This is a genomic window from Ruminococcus flavefaciens AE3010 (assembly GCF_000526795.1).
GTDB lineage: Bacteria > Bacillota > Clostridia > Oscillospirales > Ruminococcaceae > Ruminococcus > Ruminococcus flavefaciens_D.
Genome location: NZ_JAGT01000001.1, coordinates 2,020,001 through 2,046,332, shown reverse-complemented (window position 1 = coordinate 2,046,332; position 26,332 = coordinate 2,020,001). Strand labels below are relative to the sequence as shown.

The 26,332-nt window shown below is 45.2% G+C and carries 19 protein-coding genes and 1 rRNA gene (1 of these 20 only partly in view); 18 read left to right on the top strand and 2 right to left on the bottom strand.

What is annotated here, in order from left to right; translation table 11 throughout:
- Positions 1-22: 22 nt before the first annotated feature.
- Entirely contained in the window at positions 23-1,036 is a 1,014-nt protein-coding gene (locus tag N774_RS0108780) for a glycosyltransferase family 2 protein (protein ID WP_024860887.1), read from the bottom strand.
- 556 nt (positions 1,037-1,592) lie between these two features.
- On the opposite strand from N774_RS0108780, the gene N774_RS0108775 reads away from it, so the two are divergent.
- The 12 genes from N774_RS0108775 (at position 1,593) to N774_RS0108720 (ending at position 18,761) form a co-directional block, all read left to right on the top strand.
- Positions 1,593-4,091 carry a hypothetical protein gene (locus N774_RS0108775; RefSeq protein ID WP_024860886.1) on the top strand — a complete coding sequence of 833 codons (2,499 nt, stop codon included), beginning with the start codon at positions 1,593-1,595 and terminating at the stop codon, positions 4,089-4,091.
- Positions 4,092-4,124: 33 nt separating this feature from the next.
- A complete protein-coding gene (locus N774_RS0108770) occupies positions 4,125-5,210 on the top strand; it encodes a hypothetical protein (RefSeq protein ID WP_024860885.1) in 1,086 nt (361 codons plus the stop codon).
- Positions 5,211-5,260: 50 nt separating this feature from the next.
- A complete protein-coding gene (locus N774_RS0108765; protein ID WP_024860884.1) occupies positions 5,261-5,452 on the top strand; it encodes a hypothetical protein in 192 nt (63 codons plus the stop codon).
- A gap of 514 nt (positions 5,453-5,966) precedes the next feature.
- Positions 5,967-7,022, top strand: coding sequence for a LacI family DNA-binding transcriptional regulator (locus N774_RS0108760; protein WP_024860883.1), 1,056 nt, complete (start codon positions 5,967-5,969; stop codon positions 7,020-7,022).
- Entirely contained in the window at positions 7,012-7,551 is a 540-nt protein-coding gene (locus tag N774_RS0108755) for a DUF5662 family protein (protein ID WP_024860882.1), read from the top strand. The genes N774_RS0108760 and N774_RS0108755 overlap by 11 nt, the downstream gene beginning before the upstream one ends.
- Before the next feature lie 442 nt (positions 7,552-7,993).
- A complete protein-coding gene (uvrC, locus tag N774_RS0108750) occupies positions 7,994-9,817 on the top strand; it encodes an excinuclease ABC subunit UvrC (protein ID WP_024860881.1) in 1,824 nt (607 codons plus the stop codon).
- A gap of 534 nt (positions 9,818-10,351) precedes the next feature.
- Positions 10,352-11,551: a type II secretion system F family protein gene (locus tag N774_RS0108745; protein WP_024860880.1), complete on the top strand. Its 1,200-nt coding sequence runs from the start codon at positions 10,352-10,354 to the stop codon at positions 11,549-11,551.
- Positions 11,552-11,572: 21 nt separating this feature from the next.
- Complete coding sequence (gene pilM / locus N774_RS0108740; protein WP_024860879.1) at positions 11,573-13,180, top strand: pilus assembly protein PilM; 1,608 nt, start codon at positions 11,573-11,575, stop codon at positions 13,178-13,180.
- Between the two features lie 2 nt (positions 13,181-13,182).
- Positions 13,183-13,980 carry a hypothetical protein gene (locus tag N774_RS0108735; RefSeq protein WP_024860878.1) on the top strand — a complete coding sequence of 266 codons (798 nt, stop codon included), beginning with the start codon at positions 13,183-13,185 and terminating at the stop codon, positions 13,978-13,980.
- 70 nt (positions 13,981-14,050) lie between these two features.
- A complete protein-coding gene (locus tag N774_RS0108730; RefSeq protein WP_024860877.1) occupies positions 14,051-17,275 on the top strand; it encodes a polymer-forming cytoskeletal protein in 3,225 nt (1,074 codons plus the stop codon).
- A gap of 15 nt (positions 17,276-17,290) precedes the next feature.
- Complete coding sequence (locus N774_RS0108725; protein ID WP_024860876.1) at positions 17,291-17,761, top strand: PulJ/GspJ family protein; 471 nt, start codon at positions 17,291-17,293, stop codon at positions 17,759-17,761.
- 13 nt (positions 17,762-17,774) lie between these two features.
- Positions 17,775-18,761, top strand: a complete 987-nt coding sequence (locus N774_RS0108720) for a type II secretion system protein (RefSeq protein ID WP_024860875.1) — start codon at positions 17,775-17,777, stop codon at positions 18,759-18,761.
- Between the two features lie 55 nt (positions 18,762-18,816).
- On the opposite strand, the gene N774_RS0108715 is transcribed toward N774_RS0108720, so the two are convergent.
- Positions 18,817-19,689, bottom strand: coding sequence for a prepilin peptidase (locus N774_RS0108715; RefSeq protein WP_024860874.1), 873 nt, complete (start codon positions 19,687-19,689; stop codon positions 18,817-18,819).
- 138 nt (positions 19,690-19,827) lie between these two features.
- Here N774_RS0108715 and N774_RS0108710 point away from each other — a divergent pair, with 138 nt between their 5' ends.
- From N774_RS0108710 to N774_RS0108680, 6 genes are all read left to right on the top strand, one after another.
- A complete protein-coding gene (locus tag N774_RS0108710) occupies positions 19,828-21,510 on the top strand; it encodes a GspE/PulE family protein (RefSeq protein WP_024860873.1) in 1,683 nt (560 codons plus the stop codon).
- Positions 21,511-21,534: 24 nt separating this feature from the next.
- The gene (locus N774_RS0108705) at positions 21,535-22,635 is read left to right on the top strand and encodes a type IV pilus twitching motility protein PilT (protein ID WP_024860872.1); all 1,101 of its coding nucleotides are present in this window, start codon (positions 21,535-21,537) and stop codon (positions 22,633-22,635) included.
- Positions 22,636-23,121: 486 nt separating this feature from the next.
- Complete coding sequence (locus tag N774_RS19965) at positions 23,122-23,670, top strand: type II secretion system protein (protein ID WP_024860871.1); 549 nt, start codon at positions 23,122-23,124, stop codon at positions 23,668-23,670.
- Positions 23,671-23,755: 85 nt separating this feature from the next.
- Positions 23,756-24,919, top strand: coding sequence for a S41 family peptidase (locus tag N774_RS0108695; RefSeq protein ID WP_024860870.1), 1,164 nt, complete (start codon positions 23,756-23,758; stop codon positions 24,917-24,919).
- A 111-nt stretch (positions 24,920-25,030) separates the two neighbouring features.
- On the top strand, positions 25,031-25,648 hold the full coding sequence (locus tag N774_RS0108690; protein ID WP_024860869.1) for a type II secretion system protein: 618 nt from the start codon (positions 25,031-25,033) through the stop codon (positions 25,646-25,648).
- A 471-nt stretch (positions 25,649-26,119) separates the two neighbouring features.
- Positions 26,120-26,332: ribosomal RNA gene (locus tag N774_RS0108680) — 16S ribosomal RNA — on the top strand; it runs 1,300 nt beyond the window's last position.

The following is a 26,332-nucleotide window of genomic DNA, read 5'->3' as shown; positions in this document are numbered from 1 at the left end:
TACTTTCGTCCCTTCCCCGCGTTTACCTGCTTTCATTTTCCGATTCGCTGACAGGAGCCGGATTCTGAGCCTCAGCCTTGCGCTGGCGGTAGATGTCCTCAGTCTCCTTGGTTATATAGATCGGACGATTTTTCGTCTCAAGGTATGTCTTGGAAAGGTACTGTCCCAGTATTCCCACGCTGAAAAGCTGCAGGCCGCTGAAAAGGAATATGAGGCACAGCATGGTGGGATAGCCGTCGGGAGCGTCGAGCCAGCCGAACATCGACCTGATTATAGTGATGACTATCAGTACAAAGGCTATGAGGCAGGTTATGATTCCCAGCAGGGAGGCGATAGCCAGCGGAGCTGTTGAGAATGCCATAATGCCCTCGAGAGAGTACTTGAATAGTCCCCAGAAGGACCATGAAGAGGTGCCTGCAGGACGCTCTACGTTTTCGTATTCGATATAGCGGGTGTTGAAGCCTACCCAGCTGAATATGCCCTTTGAGAAGCGGTTGTACTCGGACATATCGAGAATGGCGTCCACCATCTGTCTTGTCATGAAGCGGAAGTCCTGAGCGCCGTCCACTATCTCGGTCTGGGAAATTTTGTTCATTATTTTATAGAAAAGCCTTGCGAACCATGAGCGGACCTTTGATTCGCCCTGTCTGCTGACGCGGCGCGTTGTAGCGCAGTCGTACTCGCCGTTTCGCACATAGCTGTACATCTTCGGCAGAAAAGCAGGGGGGTGCTGGAGGTCTGCGTCCATGACCACGACGAAGTCGCCCTTTGCGTTCTTCAGACCTGCGTACATGCCCGATTCCTTACCGAAATTACGGGAAAACGAAATATATCTTACCCGCTTGTCCCTTTCCGACAGGGAGCGGAGAATGTCAAGAGTTGTGTCCTTTGAGCCGTCATTGATGAAAAGATACTCAAAGGTGAGCTCGGGAAAATCCTTTGACATCCGGTCGGAGACCTTGGTTATCTCTTCGTAGAACATGGGCAGGACTTCCTGCTCATTATAGCATGGAACTACTACTGAAACGAGTTTCACGTTTTTTCCTCCTTCAAAGAAGCTTGGGCAGAGGCGGGAAAGGCGTTTCCGTATCTGCCAATACACTATTAATAATACAACAAAATCAGTGATAATGCAATAGCAAAATGTATGATTTCATAATTTTTTACACCTATGTAAAATAATGGCACATAAGGACGCTGTTTTTGGACTATCTGATAGTCGCGGCGGGAGCAGAAAATGATGCGGGAACGCAAAAAAACGCGATATAAGGCGGTTCCGGGCATGATATTATTTGTATAATTTACCTTAAACAAAGTATGGAATTTCTGACAAAAAAATCAATAACGATTTGTTATTTTCACCGAAAATTTTAAAATCGGTATAATTTTTGCGTTCATTTTTGAAGAAAGTGTTGATTTTTTTTGAAATGTCATGTATAATATACTTGTATAGTTGTTCGCGTCACGGACACTCCGCAGGCGGTGGTCGGAGATCACAGACAGAGCAAGGTACCGTGATGATGTGGGAAATCGGCGTTCCGCTGCCGTAAAAGCGGAAAAAGCGGCGTTTGCTGCGGTTGGGAGAGAGGAATATGGATATAACACTGGTAACATCTTCGTTTGACAAGCTGGTTCACGGAACCGAAAACGAAAAGAAAACAGGCTGTGGTATCAACCTTCTTAAGCCTGAAAACGTAACTCGTTTCCACAGAACTTCACAGATGACGGATCTGAAGGAGATAACCTGTGAGAAATGTAAAGCCAGCCTGGCGAAAAAGCTTATAAAGGCTGACAAAAAGGAAATGGCTCTTCTTCTCAAGGAAGAGAAAAAGCGTGAGAAGCTCGGCATGAACGACGCAGGCATCGTTCCGCTGGGAAATACTACCGCAAGGATCACAAGAGATCCAGATGCCAAGAGAAAAGAAGAGGAAGCAAGAAGAAAGGCTCAGGAAGAGCAGAGAAAAGCTGCGGAGGAGAAAAGAGCTGCCGAGGAAGCAGCAAGGGAAGCCGAAGAGCAGGAGCTCTATGCACGGTTCAACGGCAAGCCTGATAACAATATCCCCGGTACGGGCATCGCAATGGACGAAAGCCTTGCACAGTTCGCTATAAATGCTCCGCAAAATGAAGCACAGGCACCTGCACCTTCACCTGTACCCGCAGGTTCACCTGCTGCCGAGGACGATTTCCTCGCACAGTTCGCAATAAACAAACCCGGTGAGACAGCAGCACCTGCTCCCACTGCTGCGGCTCAGCAACAGGATGATTTCCTTGCACAGTTCGCTATACCTACTCCGGAACAAACACAGAATACAGATACAGAACCTTATTATAATGCGCCTCAGCAGCCTGTGGGAGGCTACGGATACGAGCAGCCCTCAATACCTGCTCCTGTTGAGCCCATACACAGCGATGAGGACATAATGAACCTGTTCTCCATAAATAACGCTCCCGTTCAGGAAGCTCCTGCATACGGACAGCCTGTTATTTACGACGGAAGCCAGCCACTTTACGATGCTCAGGGCAATCTTATACAGGGTATGCCTGTTACAGCTGACGAGTATGCTGACGCTCCTATAATGAACGTTCCACAGGATACGGCGTGGGATTATGTGGCAGACCAGTTCTTCGGCGGTGAGGTGGCTGCCGACGGTGTGGCTCCTGCTGTACCCGACGGCTATGAAAACGTTCAGCCGGGAGAAATGGCAGAGCTTTCAGTTCCGATAATAGAGAATATCTCAGCTCCCGTTATCGACGACATCAATGCTGCCATCGAAGCAGCTGCCAAGCCCTACGGCGGAGTACCCTCAGGCGGCATGAATGCTCCTGCTCCTGAAAATATCCAGGCTGCGGACAGTGCGAATGCTCCCGTTTACGGTCAGCCGATAGATCCGAATACTGCTTATATGTACGGCGATATCCCGCTTGTTGAGGATATCGTAGCTCCCGAAACCGACGTGCTCCCGTCTGCTGCAAGCGTTGCGGCAGAGGCTCTCAGCGGAGCACCTACAGTTGACGATATCACAGCCCCCGAGTTCGATGAGCTTCCTTCCGCAGCACAGCTTGCAGCAGAGGCTCTCAGCGGAGCTCCTACAGTTGATGATATCGCAGCTCCCGAGTTCGACGAGCTCCCACCCGCAGCACAGCTTGCGGCAGAGGCTCTCAGCGGTGCACCTATGGTAGACGATATCACCGCACCTGACTTTGATGAGATCCCAATTTACAATGACATCGCGGCACAAGGTCTTGACTATATGCAGGCACCTGTGCTTGATGATATAAACGCACCAATCTATAATGCGCCTTATATGGCAGAAGAGGAGTTTGAATTTAACATGAGTGATTATAATAATTATACAGCACCCGGTGCTGAGGCACAGGATGTAAACGCTGAGCAGCCAAAGCAGACTCAGCCCCAGATCGTAAAGGTTCCCCAGTTCGCAGGCTATGACGCAAACAATCAGCCTGTATACAAGTACGTTCCAATGAGACTTATGGGCTATGACCAGAACGGCAAGCCTGTATTCGCTCCCCTTAACGCTCAGCCTCAGCAGGCAGCAGCTCCTGCACAGCAGACAGCAGCTCAGGCACAGCAGGCAGCAGCAGCTCCTGCTCCCGCACAGCAGGCTCCCGCAAAGTCTATCGTTCCCAAGAAGCCCGTTCCCACAACAGGCGTTCCACAGGCTAATATCTCAAAGATAGCTGTAAACCCACATGCTAAGTCAACATCACAGGCTTTCATCAATGCTATCTCAAGCTCAAGAGCGTACGCTGACAAGAACCTCATCGAGACACAGGGACTTCAGGCTAACAGCCCTATCCTCAATTCTGTTGAGGACGTTCTCTCCACAATGGGCGATGATTCCGCAAAGAAGAGACAGATGGCTCAGTCACAGCAGAATGTGCCTGTATTCGACGAGTATAAGGCTCCTGCTTCATCATACAACAGAAGAGGCGGCAATTCTCCTGTAAGAACTCAGCAGTCATACGACAAGGACGTTCGCTACATGACAAAGTCCGAGCTGAAGGCTAAGAAGAAGCAGGATAAGATCGATGCCAAGTTCAGAAAGGAAATGAACAAGAGAGGCTTCTGATCCTGTCAGATATAAACGAAATGAGGAAAAACAATGGCAGAAAACAAGATCCTCGAAGAGCTGAGGGCTAAGCTCACAGGCTCTGCCGAAGAGGACAACAAGTTCCTTCGTGCTGAGGCGGAGCGCTTTGCCGAGAAGAAAGATCTGGACGGCGTGAACGCCGCAACTGAGCTCCTTCTCGAGCTTATGCCGCAGGCACAGAAGGACGAGATAGAAAGACTCATCACCCTTGACGGTATGCGTCTTGACCGCATGCATGAAAAGATAATCAAGCTCATACGCGAAAAGAATATCGCCGAGGCTAAATCTCTTGCGGAGAGACTCTACAAGAAGATAAAGCTGGATTACAAGGACGGCGAGAATAACAAGTTCGTTTCTCTCAGGAATCCCTTTGAGGACAATCTGTATCAGCTGAGATACAAGCCTGAGAAAACACTTAACCGTACTCCATTCGATTTTGCTACATACATCACTACATACGGCTATCTGCTGGTAGATACGGGCTCACCCGTTGACGCGATCCCCGTTCTTGAGGACGCCATCGAGTACAACCCCGTGGACTGCGGACCCAGATTCGAGCTTGCTGAGGTGTATAAGCTTCTGAAAAACAAGAGAATGACCCTTGAAACATCAAGAGATACTCTTAAATGCGCTTCCTCACCTGCGGCTATTGCGCGAGTTTACGCCAATGTAGGCTATATCCTGACGGATATGGGCGAGTTTGATGACGCTGTGGCTTTCCTTACAGCAAGTCTTCTCTTTGCACCGCATCCTGCCATTCCATATGAACTGAGAGATATCGCAAACCGCAAGGGCAGCCCTATCAAGCAGCCCACTCAGGAGGAGATCGCCGAGGTCATGAAGAAGTATGACTTTGAGTTCGGTCCCAATGAGGACGTTGTCTCTGTAGCGGCTCAGCTTTCTGCGAATTATCTCATTGATCAGGATATCCCCAATGCGCTGAAGGCTCTGAAAATGACCTACGGACTTACCCGTGACGAGAAGGTCAAGGAGATCATACTTAAATACGAGCCCGATGCAAAGATCGGAGCTCCTGACAAGGAGGAGGGCGGAAAGCCCGATATCACCCGGACGGTGAACGATTCTCCAGAAGAATAATGAATAATAGTTCATCTCCCGCAGATAATAGCTGTGGGAGATGATTTTTTATGAGCAAAAACAAGAAAAAGATACCCGTTCCCGATCCCGAAGACGACGAGGAGTATATCTGCCCGTCGGCTTCATGGGGCAATACGACGGGACTTACCCCTTATTCCGCAGAGGACAGTATCGAGAGAGCTTCCTATGATGAGGTATACCCGTTCCTGCACCAATATGGCGGTAATAAGGATAAGAAATAACGCGATTTTAATAGGGGATGCCTTCACTTGCAAGGCGGCACTAATCGTGCCCGTCCCCTCTGTCGCTACGCGACATCTCCCCACACCGTGGGGAGTCACCCTCTCAAAAACAGTCCACCGGACTGTTTTTTGATTCACTCCTTGCGAAGCGCCTTCGTATTATTTCGCTGTTCTCTGAAAACTTTGAACAGCGACCAGAGGCGCTGCCTCTGACCTTACTGGTACGTCCCCTCTGACGCTACGCGACATCTCCCCATCTTATGGGGAGTCACTCCGCCAAAGGAACACAGTCCCTTTGGAATCCCTTTCTTAGTTTTATCCGACTTTTCGGCTCTTGTTTATATGCACAAAAATCGTACTGCTCATTGTATGGCTTTAACAAAATTCAAAAAATATCTTTATTTTTTACTTAAAACATGATATAATATATCTTGTTAATTTAAGGCAAAAACTCAGAACTTACAGTATTATCAGCTAAATTGCAGCAGCGTCGAATACTTAAAAGAGGTGACATATGAAAAACGGAGTTAAAATGCTGGACATCGCCGCAAAGCTGGGCGTAAGCGTGGTAACAGTGTCCAATGCTCTTGCGGGACGTGACGGAGTCAGCGAGCAGATGAGAAAACGCATATGTGAAACAGCGGAAAAAATGGGCTATAAGCCATCAAATACCAAAAGCGAAAGAAAGCGCCTTTCAATGTCAAAGGTGAGCAAAAATGTTGGTATCCTTACCTCCGAGCGCTTTGTCGGTGCAAGAGGTACGTTCTACTGGGAGCTTACTGCCAGCATTTCAAATCAGCTCTCGCAGCATAACGTATGTACCGTTTATGAGTGCGTTACGGCAGACAGCGAGACCAACGGCATACTGCCGAATATGGTGGCAGAGGGAAAGGTGGACGGCGTTATCGTCATCGGACAGGTCCACAGGAGCTACATAAAATGTCTCAGCAAGCTGACCATGCCGCTGATGTTCGTGGACTTCTACGACAACAGATACGATATCGATTCCGTAATTTCCGACAGCTTCAACGGCGGATATATCCTCACCGACTACCTCGTGTCAAAGGGACACCGCAAAATCGGCTTTTTCGGTACTCTCAACGCCACCAGCAGCATCAACGACCGCTATCTCGGATATGTCAAGTGCATAATGGAAAATGAGCTGGAATTCCGCAGGGAATGGATAATCGGCGACCGTAACGAAAAGGGTATACTCAACGAAAAGATAGACTTCCCCGAGGAGATGCCCACGGCTTTCGTGTGCAACTGCGACGAGACCGCATTCCGCGTAATATCGGCGCTAAAGACCAAGGGAGTCCGCGTTCCCGAGGATATAAGTGTGGTGGGCTACGATAATTATACCGTATCAAGTATCTGTATACCGACTATAACGACAGTTGAGGTGGACCTTGCGAAAATGGCGGAGGTCTCGGTCAAAATTATGGTCAAGAAGCTTGCAGACCCGAAATACAGGGAGGGACGCCGCATAATCAGCGGAAAGCTCATCGAAAAAGAAAGCGTGCTTGACATAAGCGGAAGCTACAGTGAGGAGCGTTCCAATGCTTATTGAGAATTTTTTCGGACACCTGCGGACCGTGCTCCAGCACCGCCACAAGGTGTTTATCCACTGCGTCAAGGCAGGCATACCGCTGAGGGGACTGCTCCACGACCTGTCCAAATTCTCACCTACGGAGTTTATCCCGGGAGTTCGCTATTTTCAGGGAGACAGAAGTCCAAACGAGCGTGAGCGTGAGGTGGACGGAGCTTCCAAGGCTTGGATGCATCACAAGGGCAGGAACCGCCATCACTTCGAGTACTGGACGGACTACAACATGAAAACGAAAAGGCTTGAACCTGTGAAAATGCCCGATATATTCATATTTGAGATGTTCTGCGACCGTGTTGCGGCGTCAAAGACCTACAACAAGGATAATTACAACGACTCAATGCCGCTGGAATATTTTCTCAGAGCGAAGCCGCGGCGTGTTATTGAAAAGACAACAGCGGCGAAGCTGGAATTCCTGCTGACAATGCTCCGTGACAAGGGCGAGGACGAGGTGTTCCGCTATATCCGCAGACAAGTGAGAAAGAGCCGTTAGTAGGGGCGGATATTATCCGCCCGAAATATTTCAATGTAGGGATGACCATTGGTCGTCTGCTTGTTAAATACGCCTTGTAGGGGCTGGCGTCCTCGACAGCCTTGATAAAAGGGACGCCCTCACTTGCAGGGCGTCCCTCTTCTAAAAACAGTCCACCGGACTGTTTTTAGAATTCACCCTTGCGGTGACTCCCTGTAGTACAGGGAGATGCCCGAAGGGCAGAGGGTCGTCGCTCCTGTTAGGAGCGCCTTCGTATAGTTTCACTGTTCTCTGAAAGCTGGGAACAGCGACCAGAGGCGCTGCCTCTGACCTTACTGGTACGTCCCCTCTGACGCTACGCGACATCTCCCCATCTTATGGGGAGTCACTCCGCCAAAGGAACACAGTCCCTTTGGAATCCCATTCATAGGGACATTTTACTTTTTGAGAAAGGGGAGATTTTATGAATCCGAGACTGCCGTATCTGCGCGAAAAAACTGCTAAACTGACTGCGTCCCCGGGTGTATACATTATGCGCCGCAAGGATAGCTCCATAATCTACATCGGCAAGGCGAAAAATCTCCACAACCGCGTGAGCAGCTACTTCCGCGAGAATCCCGACCATACGCCGAAAGTTGCCGCAATGGTGTCCAATGTCTATGACTATGACTTCATCGTTACGGACAGCGAATATGAGGCTCTCCTGCTGGAATGCAGTCTCATTAAGCAGCACAAGCCAAAGTACAATATTCTCCTGAAAGACGACAAGGGCTACCACTATATACGCATTTCCGACGAGGAATACCCCCGCATTACCAACGAGAAAAACACCAAGCAGAGCGGACGCTATCTGGGTCCCTACACCAGCGGATTCATCACAAAGGAAGCCGTCAACGAGGCGAACCGCGTGTTCATGCTGCCCACCTGCAGGCGTAAGTTTCCGCAGGATTTCGGCAAAAGCCGTCCCTGTCTCAACTACCACATCAAACAGTGCATGGGAGTGTGCCGCGGCAGGATAAGCGCCGAGGATTACCGCAGCGCTGTCGAGCAGGCTGTGGAGTTCATAAAGAGCGGCAGCGCACAGTCCGTGGAGCGCATGGAGGCGGAGATGAACGAAGCTGCGGAAGCCCTTGAATTTGAGAAAGCGGCTATGCTCCGCGACAGGATAAACGCCGTCAGAAAGGCGTCCGAAAAGCAGAAAATAATCAACAGCGGCGTGGACTCCGCAGATGTTATCGGCGTTGCCGAATTTTATGACGGACTGTATATTTCTGTGCTCATGTACCGCGAAAACAGACTTTTCGACAAGGCTGTCTTTGAGTTTCCGCTGCCCGATGAGGGCGACGACATTCTCAGCTGGTTCATGCTGCAATTTTACTATAAAAAGCCTGATATACCGCACTCTGTCATTGTTGACCATATGCCGGAGGACTCGGAGCTCCTTACGGAGATGCTGGAGGGACAGGCAGGGCGCAAGGTGAAGCTCCATGTGCCTCAGAAGGGCAGACAGCTGGAGCTTCTGAAGCTTGCAAAAAATAACAGTGCGGAATATGCCGCAATAAAAAACGACCGCACAGGCAAAGAGGTCATTGCTCTGGAGCAGCTGGGACAAAGTCTGGGGCTTGCCAAGCCGCCCCGATATATCGAGGCTTACGACATTTCCAATCTGTCGTCGGAGTCAATGGTTGCGGGAATGGTAGTATTTGAGGACGGCAGACCGCTGAAAAAAGCCTACAAGCGCTTTACCGTCAAAGAGCAGGAGCTGCAAAACGACTACGGAAGCATGCGCGAGGTGCTGAAAAGGAGGCTCATGCATATCGTCACAGGAGAGGGGGACGAGTTTTTCACAAGGACTCCCGACCTGATACTCCTTGACGGCGGAAAGGGGCACGTAAATGCCGTAGCTCCGCTGCTTCGGGAGCTGGGACTGGATATCCCGCTTTTCGGCATGGTCAAGGACGACAAGCACCGTACCCGCGCCATAGCAACGGGGGGCAGGGAGATACAGATAAACAGCCTGAGATCAGTATTTGATCTGGTGACGAGGATACAGGACGAGGTGCACCGCTACTCTGTCAGCTTCATGCACTCAAAGCACAAGAAAAAGACCTACAGCTCGGAGCTGCTGAAAGTACGAGGAATAGGCGAGAAAAAGGCTGCGAAGCTGTTCATGAGATACAAGACCATAGCTAAGCTGAGGGAGGCTTCTCCCGAGGAGTTAGCTGCTGCGGCAGGAGTAAATATGGAGACGGCACAGGAGCTCTGGAGAGCTGTCCGCGAGATGTAAACGAGCCCCGAGAATATTCAGTAAATAATGACAGTATATTATAATAGTATACGCCGTCCGAAATTCAAAAACGGGGTACTTATAGTAAAATAAATAAACTATACTGTAGAAAATGCAGCGTTTTTTTGTATAGTAGTATTCAAATTTTTGGACAGAACAGTCAAAATCACTAAATTACTAATATGCAAATTGCCGCAGTTTACAATTCTGTAAAAATTCGCGAAAAAAATGAGCTTTTATGTTGCAATTTGAAAGCGGGTGTGATATAATTATTGTGGAAGTTTAACAATGTTTGGTATCAGTGTGCTATACCTCATGTTGTGCTGCCTTTTTTCGCTGAATTTTTCGTTAAATAGGAGCCGTTTGAATATCTTGATATTACCGATAGTATAAATCTTGGTAAATATTGATAAAAAACGGTAGATTATTTATGTCAAAAAAGCGATTGAAAAGTAACACTATAAATGCTATAATTGTTATTATTAAGGCAGTGAGAAACGTTCATCACAAGTAATTAATTATGGAGGTGGTTTCATGAAGAGTTTTTCCTACGTTGCTCAGGACGCGAAAAGCAGACAGGTCAAGGGAATCATAAATGCGGAGAATGAGCAGGAATTCTTGCAGAGAGCCAAGGAAAAGGGCTTGTATGTCAAGGATTACAAGGAGAGCGATTCAGACGACTCAAAATCAATTTACAAGTTTAAAACCCCCGAGCTTGCATTCTGCTGCAGACAGCTTGCAGCGATGCTCACATCAGGTCTTACACTTGTAAAAGCCATTGATATCCTGACAAAAGAACAGGAAAACGAAAAGGCAAGAGCAATATGGCAGGACATTTACGAGAACGTACAGAAGGGTGAATCCTTCTCGTCAACTCTGGAAATGCACTCAGGTTCTTTCCCAGACTTCCTCATCTCAATGGTCGGCGCGGGCGAGAGCTCAGGTTCTCTGGATGTTATTATGAACCGAATGTCTGACCACTACGCTAAGGAAAACAAGCTGAAGAATACTATCAGAGGCGCTATGATCTATCCTATCATACTTCTGGTGCTCTGCGTAGTTATCGTAATCTTCCTCTTCACGGTCATCATGCCTACTTTCATCGACATGTTCGACAGCAAGGAAGACATGCCTGCTCTGACGAGAGTTATGGCGGGAATCAGTGACTTCCTGACTAAGAAGTGGTACATTCTTGTTGTTCTTCTTATTGCAATAGTACTTGGTCTTAAATTTGCACTCAAGAATCCCGAGATCCGTGTCAAATTTGACCGAATGCTTATCAAAGGTCCCGGCTTCGGCCCACTTATCACAAAAATCTACACAGGACGTTTCGCAAGAACTCTTTCCTCACTTTACTCAAGCGGTCTTCCGATGGTTGAATGCCTTGAAAGAGCTTCATCTATCCTTGGTAATGCTTATGTCGATCAGAAGTTCGTTGACGTTATCGACGAGGTAAAACAGGGCGAGACTCTTTCATCTGCAATCACACGTACAGAGATATTCGAGCCGATGTTCTGCTCGGTAATCTATGTCGGCGAGGAGTCAGGTGCACTTGACACGATCCTTGAGAAAACATCTGATTATTATGAAGATGAATCAGATTCAGCCGTTCAGCGACTTGTAAGTACGATCGAGCCTATACTTCTTATATTCATGGGCGTAATCATCGGACTTGTCGTATGTGGAATCTATCCTGCACTCTACGGTGCTATGGAAAACTTGGAAAACGGTTAATAAAGAAAGGTGGAAAGATAAATGCTTTCATTTGATATCACTGATAGAAATATACGAGTTGTTAAGGGCGTTGAAAGCAACGGTAAGATCAAGATCAGCTCCGCTGCTACTGTAAACGTTGAGGAAGGACTTATCGTTAACGGACACGTTAAGGATGTTCCAGCAGTTGCTACCCTTATAAACAACGTACTTAAAATGCACAGAATGCCTGACAAGGAAGCGATCGTTTCGATCTCCTCCAACCTTACGATCTTCAAGGAAATGACAGTTGCCAAGGGCAGAGGTCAGGATCTCCAGAAGACAGTTAAGCTCCAGATGCAGGCAGAGCTCAACCTCGACGATTCATACAGCGTATCCTATATCATAGTAGGCGATGCAGACAGCAGAGATGTTAACGAGCCATCATACAAGATACTCGCTACAGCTTGTCCTTATGAGATCGTAAACAGCTACAGAGAAGTGTTCAAGCTCCTCAGCATCTCACTCAGATCAGTAATGATCGGATGTAACTGTATCACAAAGGTTCTTCTTGCTGATACAAAGATCAAGTCAAAGATGCCTCTCCTTGCTGTACAGATCGACAACAACTTCATCTCACTCAACCTCTATGAGCAGGGACAGCTTTCATTCTCACGTTTCGCTTCCATCGATGCTGCCGACTACGGCTACTCCGATGACTACGTATTTGAAGCAGTTAACGAGAACATCTTCCGTATGCTTCAGTTCCACAGAAGCCGTAACACAGGTGAGTCCATTGAGAACGTTATCTTCTACGGAGATACCCATGAGTATGTAAGACTTACAGATGAGCTTGAAAAACTCGACCTCAAGACAAGTCTTATCAACGTTCCTCCACAGATACACGGACATGAAAATCTTGAGTTCTCTCTTTATGCTAACGCTATCGGCGCTATGTTCAAGAGAAACAGAGAGATCGAAAAGATCAACCTCCTTGACACAGACTTCAGTACTGCTGTTAAGAACCGCGTAGGCGGCAAGAACAACGACAGCATGGGAAGCATTATACTTCTTGCTTCGCTTCTCGTTGCAGGTCTTGTAGTAGGCGGTACATGGGGCGTTCTGAAGCTCAAGGGCAACAGCATCAACAAGGATATCAGGGAGTGCAATGAGTTCATCGAAAGCCCTGATACACAGAAGAAGCTCGAGCATCAGGCAAGACTTCTCGGCGTAGAGGATACAGTTAAGGCTTATGCCACCAAGATGACCAATGCAAGTGATGCATATAAGTCGATGCCTCAGATAGAGGGTAAGGCTTATGATGAGATCGAGAAGATCCTTAAAAAGACTCTTGAAGATGCAAAGGTAGAGTTTAAGGAAGATAATGACAAGATCGTTCAGCCACAGTACAGCGACGGTATAATAAGCTTTAACGTAAGCTGTGACGGAGTCAAGGATGATTATGCACAGAAAGTGCCTGCTGATTTTGTAAAGAACCTTCTTGAGAGCGACCTCTTTGAAGCAGCCGGATACAAGGGATACAGTGCCGCTGTTGTTAAGGAAGAGGGCAAGGAAGACAGAGTATCGATAGCATTCCAGTCAAGCGTAAGACTTGTCGGTGCTAACGACATAACTGCTAATTCTGGAAATAGTTCAGAGGAGGAGAAGTAACAATGAAATTAAATTATAGAGACAAGATCATTGCAGGTGTTCTGTTAGCAATAATCATATTGCTTGTAGGCTTCTTTGTACCTGTAAAGAATCAGATCAAAAAGAATAAGGCCGATAAGGCAACTCTTGCTGAAAGACAAGAAGTAAAAGCAGACTACGAAAAGAAGATAGCACAGATCCCGAAGCTTCAGGAATCTATCCGCAGCATTTACAACAGTGCAAAGGATACAACTAAGATCTTTGTTCCTGTTGAAGATGTTGAAAATCAGATCCTGGTAGATAAGTATCTGCAGAAGTGTGCAGATGATTGCCATGTAAGAATCCTGAACCTTGATCTGAAGGAAGCAACAGTTTCTCCTATTGATTACTATTTCTTAGATGAACAGGATAAGTTCAAGAGTATCAGAAGTCAGGCGGACATCAACGGAAATCTTCAGGCAGAATACGATGCTTCAGTAGCAGGGAGCGTAGCACTGTCACAGAGAGCTAAGGAAAACGTTATCAAGAATCAGTATGGCGTAAAGATAATCGGTACAAAGAAGAATGTATGGAAGTATCTTGAAGCTATAAAGAAGATCGACAGCGCAGTAGTTATCAATTCAGTAAGTATTTCCGATTTCACATTCGGTAAGGACGCTGCCAAGAGGGCAGGCACACAGATGCCGGATTCTCCGGAGGATGGAGCAGAGGTTTCTGTTCAGGTAGAAGGAAAAGAGATAAAGAATACATCTGATGTACAGATCGTTATATCAATTTATTCAGTAATTGAAATGGAAGAACCTGACGTAGAATTAAAGTAATAATGAAGAAAAAACCTGCTTCAAACGCTACAGTTATGAGAAAGATGTAACTTGAAAGGCGGTTAGGGAAATGAAAACAGAGAAAAGAAACAAATTGCGCGGCACGGTACTGTTTACCGTAGTCGCTGTAATGGCACTTCTTATAATTTTTCTGACGGGTACTCTTGCGCTTGCAACAGCTTCAAGTAACAGAGCGCATAAATCCTACTCGTCATCACAGGCAAGTTATACTGCTAAAACAGCTATTTCAGGTTTTACAGAGGCTATGTCAAGAGACAGCAACATTGCAAAAACTGTTGTGTCTCTTGGTGTAGATTCAAATCCCTCTGTAATATATCCTGAAGTAAGGATCAATAAGGGCAGCGCTGTGGATAAGAGCGTTGGTCTGATCGGTTATTGGGACAATAACGGCAAATGGCAGGATAACAAGATCATCGTAGAGAAGGTCAACAGCACAGGCACAGATCAGTATTACTATGATCTCAAGCAGGGCTCCGAGACCTACGGCAAGTGGGTCAAGGTCGATATGGTAAAGATAACAGCTACTGCCCGTGTGGCAAAGGAAGAAGCAACTGTTACTGCTTATATCAAGAAGAGACCTGAAGAGAAGAATACTGAAAGCCCTTCGCTTCCTACAGGAATCAAGGGATTCAATACCGTCGGTGACGGTAACTTCAGAAACGGCGGCAGATTTACAGGCGGTCTCGGTATCGGCCTTAAATCAAATGTCAAGAACGAATATGTTCTTCACAATGCTTGCGAGATCGACACTACACTTACATTCATTAACGGCGATGTAAGAGCCGGTACATCAACATTTGCTATTGATGTTCATGATTCAGGCGAAAGACCCGTGTCAGAGACTATCATCAACGGTAACCTTTATCTGGCAAACGGTCAGGATGCAACAAATCCTCTGGTACAGCTGAATTATAAGATGAACAGTAATTACAGACAGCAGCAGATACCTTACCTTTATATTGACGGTGTTCTCTCATTCGGTTCACAGTGTACATTAGTTGCAGCTGCCGACAATGATCACAAGTCACCGTACAATATCTTTGTGGGTACATTAATGGCTAACAGAAACGATTATCGCTGTGACTCAGGCGATCTCTATATGATGGATGAGTACACAGGCGACGATAACGTATACAGCGATGTATTCCTTGGCGAGCAGTATGTTTGGAATCAGTCAACAAATCAAAATGATATTCTTCCTGCTAAAAGAGACGTTATCAAGGGTGATAACTACTACGGCAACGGCGGAACATCATATCTTTATAAGTGGGTTAATTCCGTATATAACAAGACAATAAACCAGAATGAATCATACGGCGGCAGCATGTACTGCAACGGAAGACTTCACATTTCAAATGTTAACTATGTTGAGGGCGATGTCCGCGTAAAGGGTGATTGCTATGTTGACGGCAATACAACTATCAAGGGCGACCTTGTTGTCGGCGGAGCTCTCCATGTTAACGGTTCTCTGACTGCAAGAAGAATCTTCTGCGACAATGTTGGTACATACGGCGGTACATCCGGTAATGTAACAGCTGAAACATTCACTACAGTAAATAATACTCTTCATATCCCCGATGAGCTCAAGCCATACGGAAATAACCTCAGCGAGCTTTCTGCTTATGAGGTAGAGTTCCCGAAGCGCAGCTTCTTCGTATGGGATCCTGCTGCTCATAAAGATTCAGCAGGCAATATGATGCTTATAGACGGCAACGAGGCAAATGATTCATATGTTCTTTACTATTCATGGAAGGAAGAATACGCTCCCGGCATGAAGATATATATGGACAAGGAATTGAGAACATTCAAGTACATATATGGCGATGAGACATTTGAAGAAGATGGCTATGAGTTTGTCGGAACAGTTGACGAGACCCTTGATGCTCTGTTGGCATCAGAGTCATTCCTCAGAGATGATGTAACTACAGATGTAGTTAAGACATTCTTAGATAAGCCTATATATTCAAGTGAGCTTCCTAAGGTGGACGGTGAGACAAGAACATGGTATTACGTAATGCCTAAGTATGTCCGCGATGACAACAGCGGTCAGCCTCTTTTCCGTGAGACTTCAATAAGAACAGATTCCGAAAAGGGCTATTACATCGTTGAAGGCAATACAGACCATAAGTTTATTACTCAGCTTCCGTATTACACATTAGTTACTTATGACGGACAGGAAACAAATACAGTAGTTTCAGGTTCAACAACAATTTACAGTGATACAGAGCCGCATAATATAGTAGATGCGGATTATGTAAGAAGAGCTTCTACACCAACAGAGCAGACAGTTGTAAACAGCAACATTTACAAATATGCTTCATACGGTGAGCCAGCATATCCTGTAAAGATGGAAAGAACTGCAATTTATGCAGACAAGAGCAAAAAGACCAAGATCGTAAGAACTCTTACCGAAGTAAGAGAAGAAATGAATCTTGATAATCTCGAAAAGTCATATCCAAAGGATGTTCCTGCAAGTTACAAGACTGATGCAGAGGGCAATATTGAATATGACGGAAGCGATGCTTCAAAGAGAAATACAACGATCACAAAGAGCTGTACTATCAAAAATGATGTTGATAACGTAAAGATAACGATCAATCCACAGGGCAAGACCATATGGGTCATTCTTGAAAATGTTACCATGAAGAATGGTGCAGATATCTTTGTTGATCTTATTCAGACTGATGACGCCGGCAACAAGTTCGAGGCAGGAAAGGTTTGCTTCCTTGTAAAGGGTATGCTTTACCTGTCAAATCAGAACTCAATAGTTAACAAGGAAGTTACTACAGGCGGTCCATACTTCTGCAAGAACTGCCCAAGTGACACATTCGATTACACCAAGGACTGGGGCATGGAATTCTACGGTACTGAGCAGGATACTTCAAAGGGTATCCCCGGCTCAACTATCCAGATGACAAACTTGTCTACTATAACAGGTGCATTCAGATGTCCTTATACTAACTTTGCATGTATGCAGAAGGGTAAATGGACTGTTAAGTATATTGACGAGTATGGTGTTGACTGGTCAAAGAAGGCAGGCGGACAGACCAGAGGAGCTGATCTTACAAGTGGTGCACCGCCTATCATCGGTAACGCTCTCTTCAAGGACGTTCTCCAGCAGGATTCAAGCGGAAATGATCTTGGCATGAATGAATTCGGTATGTACTATACACAGTGCGGTCAGGGCGGAAGCGCTATCGGCAACTCAAACAACAATACAAAGGTTACTACTTCCGAGGGTGTATTTGATATACTTTACTTCTCAGGAGTATAAGGGAGGCGTGTTCTTATGAAAAAAGTTAATAAAAAACTCAAGGGCATGACTCTGGTTGAAATGATAATTTCTATCGCTATCTTTGCGATCATGGGCGGACTGCTCATACTTGTAGGTACTCACATCGATGCCACAAACAGAGCTACAAATGTTCTGAAAAACAAGGTATCCACTGAGTCACCCTACGCTGCTAATCAGATCAAGGATTATACCAACAAGGCAAATCAGCCTGCAACACTGCCCGCAAGCGATGTTGAGGTAGAGGTCAAGGTCGGCAGCTCAGACGTAAAGATGAAGGCAAAGAAGTATGCTACAGAGGATCTCGTTACCGACAGTCTCAGCGATGCCGATAAGGCAGCTGTACAGAAAAAGGCCAACGGTAACCTGAATCTTCAGTTCATTGAGGTCGAGCCGGTTACAACTACGGCTACAGGAACTACTACGACCGGAACGACCACAACAGCAACTACTACAACTACGGCGTAAGTGAGGTGGTCATATGGAAAAGCAAAATAAATCAACGCTCAAGGGCTTTACCCTTGTAGAGCTGCTTGTTGTTATGGCGATCTTCTCAATTCTTATGACCGCTGCACTTGCTCTTACAACGCCTGTATCGAATATGTACAAGAATACGGCGCTGTCAGAAAAGACGTACTCGCTGTCACATAATATACAGGAATATATCCAGGGTACTCTTGAGTATGCCGATAACCTGTATATCTATACATCAGATGAGCTTGGTACAGAGTATTCTACAGATCTGTATAAGCTTGCTGAAGAGTACAGAAAGTCACATTATGACGGACTCGTTACTTCTGATGACGGTTCAAACAGCAGATTTGTCAGAGGCAAGATCTATATAATGCGTCTTATGAACAATGCTGATGCTGCAAAGGGCATCCCGGCAGGACAGATCACACTTCGTGAGTACCGCTTTGAGAACAATCAGGAAATAACATCTGATGTTACTGAAACTCCTATGCTCAATTCCACATACTTTGACGCAGGAGATTCAAACTACAGCTTCAGTTATGCACTTGGTGCTTCAAAGCTCGTTGGTGCTCCTGTTCCTGCAGGCGGCGACAGTGATTCTTACTACAAGGCACTGAAGACCGATAAGAATAACACAGACATCGGTATAACACGAAAGAATCTTTCGATATCAATCGTTCTTGACAAGGATCCGAGCAGACAGGGTTATGTTGATGTATCAGGAGCAAACAGCTACAGAGCTTTCAAGTCTCCTGTTGCAGTACAGATCGCAAACCTGCCCCTTACAAATATCAACTCAAGAACAGGTGTTAACCCGACAGGTGTTCCGAGAGTAAGATATAATGATCCAACAGCAAAGGATACATTAAGATTACAGAAGGATAATACAACACCTCCCGAGTGCGGAGAGGCATTCCGTGCTAAGTTCAATACAAAGGTAGATTTCACAAACGATATTTACTTTGTATTCTCTTATGCAGATGAACTTAAATAAGTAAAAAAACAGGCAGCAGTTCAATGCTGCTGCCTGTACTTATTTTTCACTGTTTTTATTCGGTAGCCAGAAGGTTAAGATACCACTGAGCTATCTGATTACCCCATAACGAGCCGACGGCAATTCCGATAGCAAGGAAAGGTCCGAAGGCGAACTTTGAATCCTTTGTAACTGCCTTGACGAGAATCCCACCAACGGCAGCGGTAATGATTCCAATAAATGTTGAAGCGATAACAGCTTGTGTTCCGAGGAATGCGCCGGCTGCGAACATTAAATATGTATCGCCAAGCTCAATGGCTCTGAAATCCTCACCGAATTTCTTCTTAATGATGGGACGGCTTAATTCGCCGATGATGAAGAACGGAACACTGATAACGAACATTCCAATGATACGGCTTTTCAGTGTAACATCTCCGTTTTCACGAGAGTAGAAGTAAGCAAGCGGGAAAGCAAGAAGAAGTATAATGGCTACCATGCCGATAAATATTTCTTTCGTATCCCAGTCGATGAATGCGATGACAATAAGAAAAGTCATCAGAACGCAGGTTATTATGGATTTAACATTTATATCCAGGACGTAAAACGTCAGAACATAGAGAATACCGTTCAGGGATTCTACTATTGGATATCGCGGTGATATTTTTGCACCGCAGTTGTGACATTTTCCTCTCAGCATTATCCAGCTGAAAACAGGTATCAGATCGATGGGTCTGATCTTTGCGCCGCAGGTCATGCAGTGGGAAGCCTTTTCCTTATCCTCCTTGCTTCGTTTAAGGCCGATAACAGATTCGCCCTTTGGAAGTCTCAGGATAACAACATTAAGAAAGCTTCCGATGCAGATGCCGAATAGGAAAATTACGACGTAAAACATGATCTTGAATGGCAGCTCGGTAAATTCACTGTGGAGCATATCTTCAAATCCGAACATGATTTTACCCCTCCTTCATAAATATTAATGTACATAATATTATTATAACATAATTTATGGAAAATTCAAGTAAAATTTTAGAATGCTGACTGTATGACGGATACAGCACGGCATTCAGAAAATAAGCGGAGGTTTTTTATGAGAAACGAGAGAATTGGTGACTACTTAGTCAATCAAGGGCTGATCACAAGCGAACAGCTTCAGCAGGTTCTTGACGCTCAGAAAGCGTCAAACGGCGCAAAGAAGTTCGGCGACGTAGTTGTTGAACTCGGCTTTATGTCTGAAGTCAATTTCGCAAAAGCACTGGCAGGAAATCTGAGAGTTCAGTACGTTGACCTTGACAATATCGAGATCAATACTGACGCAGTTCAGATGGTTCCCGAGGCTCTGGCAAGAAAGCATACCGTAATTGCTATCAATGTACAAGGTAAGCGTCTTACAGTTGCAACGAATGATCCTGTAAACTTCATCGTACTCGAGGATATCAAGGTTTCCACAGGTATGGACACCGTTCCTGTTCTTGCAACAACATCTGCTATCAACAAGGCGATCGGTAAGTGCTATTCAATGCAGAACGTTGACAGTGTTCTTGAGGGCGTTTCCGCTATGGGCGGCGACCTCGGTGAAATGTCTGAGGCTGACATCGAGTCTAAGGACAGAGTAGAGAGTGCTCCTATTGTTAAGCTGGCAACAACTATCGTTGAGAACTCTTACAGAGCAGACGCTACCGATATCCATATCGAGCCATTCGATAAGTATACAAGGATCCGTATCCGTGTAAACGGCGACCTCGTTGAACTCATGAATATCTCAAGTGCAGTTCACAGCGCACTCACTACACGTTTCAAGCTCATCAGCGGTATGAACATCGCCGAGAAGAGAATCCCTCAGGACGGCCGTTTCACACAGGTCGTTGACGGAACTACTCTTGATGTCCGTGTATCCTCACTTCCTATGGTACATGGTGAAAAGATCGTTATCCGAATCCTTTCAACAGGTCAGATCGCTCTTCGTAAGATCACCGATCTGGGTATGTCTGATTATAACTATACACTGTTCGAGTCAATGCTTCGTGTTCCTCACGGCGTTATCCTCGTTACAGGACCTACCGGTTCAGGTAAAACAACAACTCTTTATGCGGCTCTCGGTGAGATCGCTAAGCCAAACGTAAACGTCGTAACCGTTGAGGACCCTGTCGAAAAGGCTATCGACGGTATCAACCAGTGTCAGGTTAACGTAAAGGCAGGCATGACATTTGCCGCTGCCCTTCGTTCTATCCTCCGTCAGGACCCTGACGTAGTTATGATCGGTGAGATGCGTGATACCGAAACAGCCGATATCGGTATCCGTGCCGCTATCACAGGACACCTTGTTCTGTCGACCCTCCATACCAACGACGCTGCTTCAACAGTTGTACGTCTTGTTGATATGGGTGTAGCTCCTTACATGGTTGCTACTTCTATCATCGGCGTTATCGCACAGCGACTCCTCAAGGTTCTGTGCCCGACATGCAAAAAGCCAAGAATGTCTACTCCCGAAGAGAACGAGCTCATGGGTATCGACCATTCTATCCAGATATATGAGCCGGGTGGATGCCCCTCATGCAATAATACAGGATACAGAGGAAGAACTGCTATCCACGAGATCATTCACTGTACAAATAAGGTTTCTTCTATCATCGCAGCTAACGGCAGCAAGGAAGAGATCGAAAAGGCAGCTAAGGAACAGGGAACCAAGCTTCTCCGTGACAACGCTTCAGAGCTTGTACAGGCCGGCGAAACATCAATTGACGAGCTTGTAAGAACTACATTTACTGTATAATGGCTTGTAGGGAGGATTATTAATATGGCAATCGAAATTCATAGAATACTTGACGAGGTAAGACTCCTCGGCTGTTCTGACCTTCACTTCACAGACAGGATCGCTCCTGTTGTACGTCTCAACGGTACTCTCAGAACCATGCGTTCACAGTACCCCGAAATGGACGAGGAGGAAATACTCAACATCGTTCATCAGATGACAAACGACGCTCAGCAGACAAGCATCAACAACCATAAGGATACCGACTTCTCGTTCACAACAAGAAGCGGCTACCGTCACCGTGTAAACGTATACTTCCAGAAGGGCAAGCCAGCTATCGCTATCCGTCTTCTGAGAAACGATATCCCTACACTTGAGGACCTCGGACTTCCTCCGATACTTGCTGACTTCGCAATGCGTCCCCGTGGACTCGTTCTTGTAACAGGTCCTACCGGTTCAGGTAAATCTACAACCCTCGCTGCTATGATCGACTTCGTTAACCTTAACAGAAGCGCTCACGTAATCACAGTTGAGGACCCTATCGAGTACGTTCACGATCACAAGAGATGTATGGTCAACCAGAGAGAGATCGGCGACGACGTTCCGTCATTCGCTCTTGCTCTGAGAGCTGCTCTCCGTGAGGACCCCGATGTAATCCTCGTAGGAGAAATGCGTGACTTCGAGACTATCCAGGCTGCTGTAACCGCTGCCGAAACAGGACATCTCGTTATGTCAACACTTCATACAACATCTGCAGCTGATACTATCAACCGTATCATCGACGTTTACCCAGAGCATCAGCAGCAGCAGATCAGAACACAGCTGGCTAACAACCTCGTAGCTGTTATCTCACAGACACTTATTCCTAAGAAGGACGGTTCAGGCCGTATCGCTTGTATGGAAATTCTTAACGTTACCGACGCTATCTCGGCTATGATCCGTGATAACAAGATCCACCTCGTTCAGTCTGCTATCCAGACAGGTAAGCAGCAGGGCATGATGTCTCTGGATATGGAGCTTGCAAGACTCGTATCCAAGAATGTTATCGGCGAGGTAGACGCTCTCGAGAAGTGCCTCGACAAGCAGGAGTTCTATCGTTTCCTGTCACAGCTCGGCGGTGCTCCCAGAGGCGGCGTACAGGGTTAATAATATTTTCATATAAAAATACTATATGTATCAAAATACCGTCGCTCGTGAAAAAGTGCGACGGTATTTTTTATGAACAGACTATTGATCAAATGACAAGAAATTATTTTTGGAAACACAAAATCGGAAATTTTTCAAAAAAGACATTAAAAAAAGTTCAAAAAACCTCCGAAAAAGCCTCAAAAATCGCTTTACACAGAGTATAAACAAGTGTGAATATAACAAATACTAAATTAAAGATTTAATTTATTCACAGTATCTTGTGCACTTCGACGAAAACACTAAAAAAAATATGCCGATTCACCGTTCTAATGTAAAAATCGCCCTCAGATATGGATTTTTTCTTCTGAAAGTGTTGACATTATGTGAATAAGGTGGTATACTATAATCACAGGGAAGGGAAAGGGAGAAAAAAATCCCCGGACCTAAAAAAATCGTGTGAAAGTAAAAGCTTTCACAAAAATTTATTTAAATGAGGGTTTTCTTATGAAAACTACAAAGAAAGGTTTTACACTTATTGAGCTCATCGTTGTTATCGCTATCATCGGTGTTCTCGCAGCAATCCTCGTTCCAGCAATGCTCGGTTACGTAAAGAAGTCAAAGGTTTCAAGCGCTAACTCAGCTGCTAACACACTCCAGAAGGCTATCAACACAGCTCTCGTTGAAATTGATGAAGAGACTGAAGAGGCTGCTAAGATCAAGTCAATGACAGGTACAAGCGGTGCAAATGCAGCTGCTGGTAAGGTTGTTACTGCTGATGGTGCTATCTCAGATTCTCAGTATTCAGATGCAAACACATACAAGAAGATCGTAAACTACATGGATAAGGTTTACAAGTATGATTTCTATGCAGTATGTGACGGCGGCGTTTGTGTAGGCGTTGCTCTCAGACAGCCTAATGCTAAGTACACAGGTACTTGCCCCGGTGGTGTTATCACAGTTGATAACTTTGAGTCTAAGTCAAAGACAGCTCTCAGCGACCTCGCTTCACAGGCAGCTACAAAGGGCGGCTGGACATCTACAGACAAGACTTGATGAGTTCTAAATTATTGAACTTATAAATTCTAATTAAAAATTAATGCTCCTTCCATTTGGGAGGAGCATTTTTTTAGGAGGAAAAATGAAATTTGACCTTACTAAATTAACGTATGGCTTTTTTGGGGCTTGTGCTGTAGCAGGCCTTACTTACCTTGGTGTCACAAAGTATTACGAAAAGGAAATAGCTTTTGGCGAGAACTATAGCGGCGTTATTAAAGCTATGGAAAACATTGACGAGGATTACTATAAAGATGCCGATAAAGAGAATTATGAACGCAATATGGTAAGCGGACTTCTTAAAGGACTCGGTGATACCTATACTTTTTGCTCCGACAGCTCAAAAGCTCTTGAAATCAGCGTCAATGCCTCCATGCAGATGCAGACAGCTGGATTTAAGGTAGGCAAGGATGAAAACAACGGCGATATGGTGGTTACCGAGGTCATTCCCGAATCCTATGCGGAAAATATCGGATTAAGAGAAGGGGACATTATCCTCAGTATCGACGGGAAGAATGTCAGACAAACAGGATTTGACAATATCGTAAGGGAGCTTCTTGGAAAAAGCGATACCTCAGCCGAGCTTGTCATAGAACGTGACGGCGATACGAAAAATATCACCTATGTCCGCTCTATAGATGAAAAGCGGTTCCTGCCGCTTTATAAGGAGATCCTTGATAATGGCATACTGTATTATCGCTTTGACAGCTTTGACGAGGGAGAAACAGCTAATTTTAAGCGAATCTTCGACGGCTTCTCATCTGAAGAAGAGATAAAAGGCATCGTTTTCGACCTGCGCAGCAACGGCGGAGGAGCAATGTCTGAGGCAGTCGGATTCTTTGATCTTTTTGCTCCAGAAGGAAGTCATGTTGTATGTGAGGAAACAAGATCCAAGAAAAAGGAAATATATAAGACTACAGCTGATGTCCAGATCAAAGATATTAAGGTCGCTGTCCTTGTGTCGGAGGAGACTCTGAGCTCGGGAGAGATATTTGCAGCCCTGTTCAGCAATACGGGCAGAGGAACTGTTATTGGTTCACAGACCGGCGGTAAGGGAGTCTTCCAGCAGACGTACACGTTATCTGATATGTCGACTTATTCTATCGTATCAGGATATTACTATGTAAATGATATACCTAACTATGACAAGGTAGGCATTACACCTGACATTGTTCTGGATATGGAGAAAAGATTCAGATGCACAGACGATGATATCCAGCTGGAGAAAGCCATTGAGCTTCTCAGCTAATTGCACAATAAACAGCAGAAAAAATTGGAGCATAAAGATTTTTTTATTGTTGACAAAATATGAACTTTTTGATATAATAGAATTGGAAAATTGTTTTGGAGGTGCTTTTCTATGAAGAGCAAGAGAAAAGGCTTTACGCTCGTTGAGCTTATTATTGTTTTAACAATTATAGGTATCCTTAGTGCTATTGTTATACCTTCATGGGGCTATTTCATGAGAAGAAGCAGAGAAAGAACTGCTAATTCAAAAGCAAAAGTTGTTTTCAATGCCGCTCAGACAGAGATCACAAGAACTGCACAGAGAGAGCGTACAACAGTAAATGTAAGCGATCCTGTGTATCATTCAGATACAACTGTAAAGGATAATGCAAATAAATCCCTTTATGTTGGTACAGGTGATTTTTATTTCTACTGGGACGGCGATAAACAGAGCGGATACAGTATCGATAAAAACGGAAACAGTACCGCAACAACAAAGAAAAATGAAAATACCAAATTTGCGAATGCAGTAAATAATATTTGCGGAACCGAGGGTACATATAAAATATATGTACATAATTATGCTGTTCAGTCTGTTGTATACAGTACTAAATCCAACGGTCAGTATAAGGGAACTTATCCCAAATTAATGGGCGCTGATCAGTTGTCAGATGCAACTGAAAAAGACATTCGTTCACATTCAGTTGAAACTATTAGCCTTGCTGATATGAAGGGTATAGCGCTTCCATAAAATATGACATGTATATGTCCGTATAAAAAGATTCATTAAGCAGCTGCTTTTGCAGCTGCTTTTTTTATTGCTTTTTGCTGTCAAGGGAGGGAGTTTTCAATATTTTCGACGAGATAAAGTTGAAAAGTTTATACTTGACAATTTCTTACAAAAGAGTTATAATGTATTTACTGTCCGACAAGGAAGCGAGGGCGCTAAAAATTTCTTAAAGAAATTTGAAAAAAGTGCTTGACAAACCTGAAAGATAGTGATATAATATTAAAGCTGTCCCGCGAGGGGGAGTAAACAGCATCTTGAAAATTGAACAATGCGAATAAGAAAAGTAACGACCCTTGAGATTCCTTTTCTTGAGCTTTAGGGCTTGAGGAGAGAAAAGTCAAGACAAGACTAAAAAACACTTTGAAGTAATAACGCAAGCGTTATGAACTGGATCAGATATTTTAGTACAGAGATGTACTGATATATACAACTTTAATAAAGAGTTTGATCCTGGCTCAGGACGAACGCTGGCGGCACGCTTAACACATGCAAGTCGAACGGAGATATTTTGAGTTTACTTAGGATATCTTAGTGGCGGACGGGTGAGTAACACGTGAGCAACCTACCTTAGAGAGAGGGATAGCTTCTGGAAACGGATGGTAATACCTCATAACATAGTTGGAAGGCATCTTTTGACTATCAAAG

Bases quoted from the DNA above. Each gene is read 5' to 3' on its own strand.
- N774_RS0108775 (WP_024860886.1), top strand. From the start codon at position 1,593: ATGGATATAACACTGGTAACATCTTCGTTTGACAAGCTGGTTCACGGA.
- N774_RS0108770 (WP_024860885.1), top strand. From the start codon at position 4,125: ATGGCAGAAAACAAGATCCTCGAAGAGCTGAGGGCTAAGCTCACAGGC.
- N774_RS0108765 (WP_024860884.1), top strand. From the start codon at position 5,261: ATGAGCAAAAACAAGAAAAAGATACCCGTTCCCGATCCCGAAGACGAC.
- N774_RS0108760 (WP_024860883.1), top strand. From the start codon at position 5,967: ATGAAAAACGGAGTTAAAATGCTGGACATCGCCGCAAAGCTGGGCGTA.
- N774_RS0108755 (WP_024860882.1), top strand. From the start codon at position 7,012: ATGCTTATTGAGAATTTTTTCGGACACCTGCGGACCGTGCTCCAGCAC.
- uvrC (WP_024860881.1), top strand. From the start codon at position 7,994: ATGAATCCGAGACTGCCGTATCTGCGCGAAAAAACTGCTAAACTGACT.
- N774_RS0108745 (WP_024860880.1), top strand. From the start codon at position 10,352: ATGAAGAGTTTTTCCTACGTTGCTCAGGACGCGAAAAGCAGACAGGTC.
- pilM (WP_024860879.1), top strand. From the start codon at position 11,573: ATGCTTTCATTTGATATCACTGATAGAAATATACGAGTTGTTAAGGGC.
- N774_RS0108735 (WP_024860878.1), top strand. From the start codon at position 13,183: ATGAAATTAAATTATAGAGACAAGATCATTGCAGGTGTTCTGTTAGCA.
- N774_RS0108730 (WP_024860877.1), top strand. From the start codon at position 14,051: ATGAAAACAGAGAAAAGAAACAAATTGCGCGGCACGGTACTGTTTACC.
- N774_RS0108725 (WP_024860876.1), top strand. From the start codon at position 17,291: ATGAAAAAAGTTAATAAAAAACTCAAGGGCATGACTCTGGTTGAAATG.
- N774_RS0108720 (WP_024860875.1), top strand. From the start codon at position 17,775: ATGGAAAAGCAAAATAAATCAACGCTCAAGGGCTTTACCCTTGTAGAG.
- N774_RS0108715 (WP_024860874.1), bottom strand. From the start codon at position 19,689: ATGTTCGGATTTGAAGATATGCTCCACAGTGAATTTACCGAGCTGCCA.
- N774_RS0108710 (WP_024860873.1), top strand. From the start codon at position 19,828: ATGAGAAACGAGAGAATTGGTGACTACTTAGTCAATCAAGGGCTGATC.
- N774_RS0108705 (WP_024860872.1), top strand. From the start codon at position 21,535: ATGGCAATCGAAATTCATAGAATACTTGACGAGGTAAGACTCCTCGGC.
- N774_RS19965 (WP_024860871.1), top strand. From the start codon at position 23,122: ATGAAAACTACAAAGAAAGGTTTTACACTTATTGAGCTCATCGTTGTT.
- N774_RS0108695 (WP_024860870.1), top strand. From the start codon at position 23,756: ATGAAATTTGACCTTACTAAATTAACGTATGGCTTTTTTGGGGCTTGT.
- N774_RS0108690 (WP_024860869.1), top strand. From the start codon at position 25,031: ATGAAGAGCAAGAGAAAAGGCTTTACGCTCGTTGAGCTTATTATTGTT.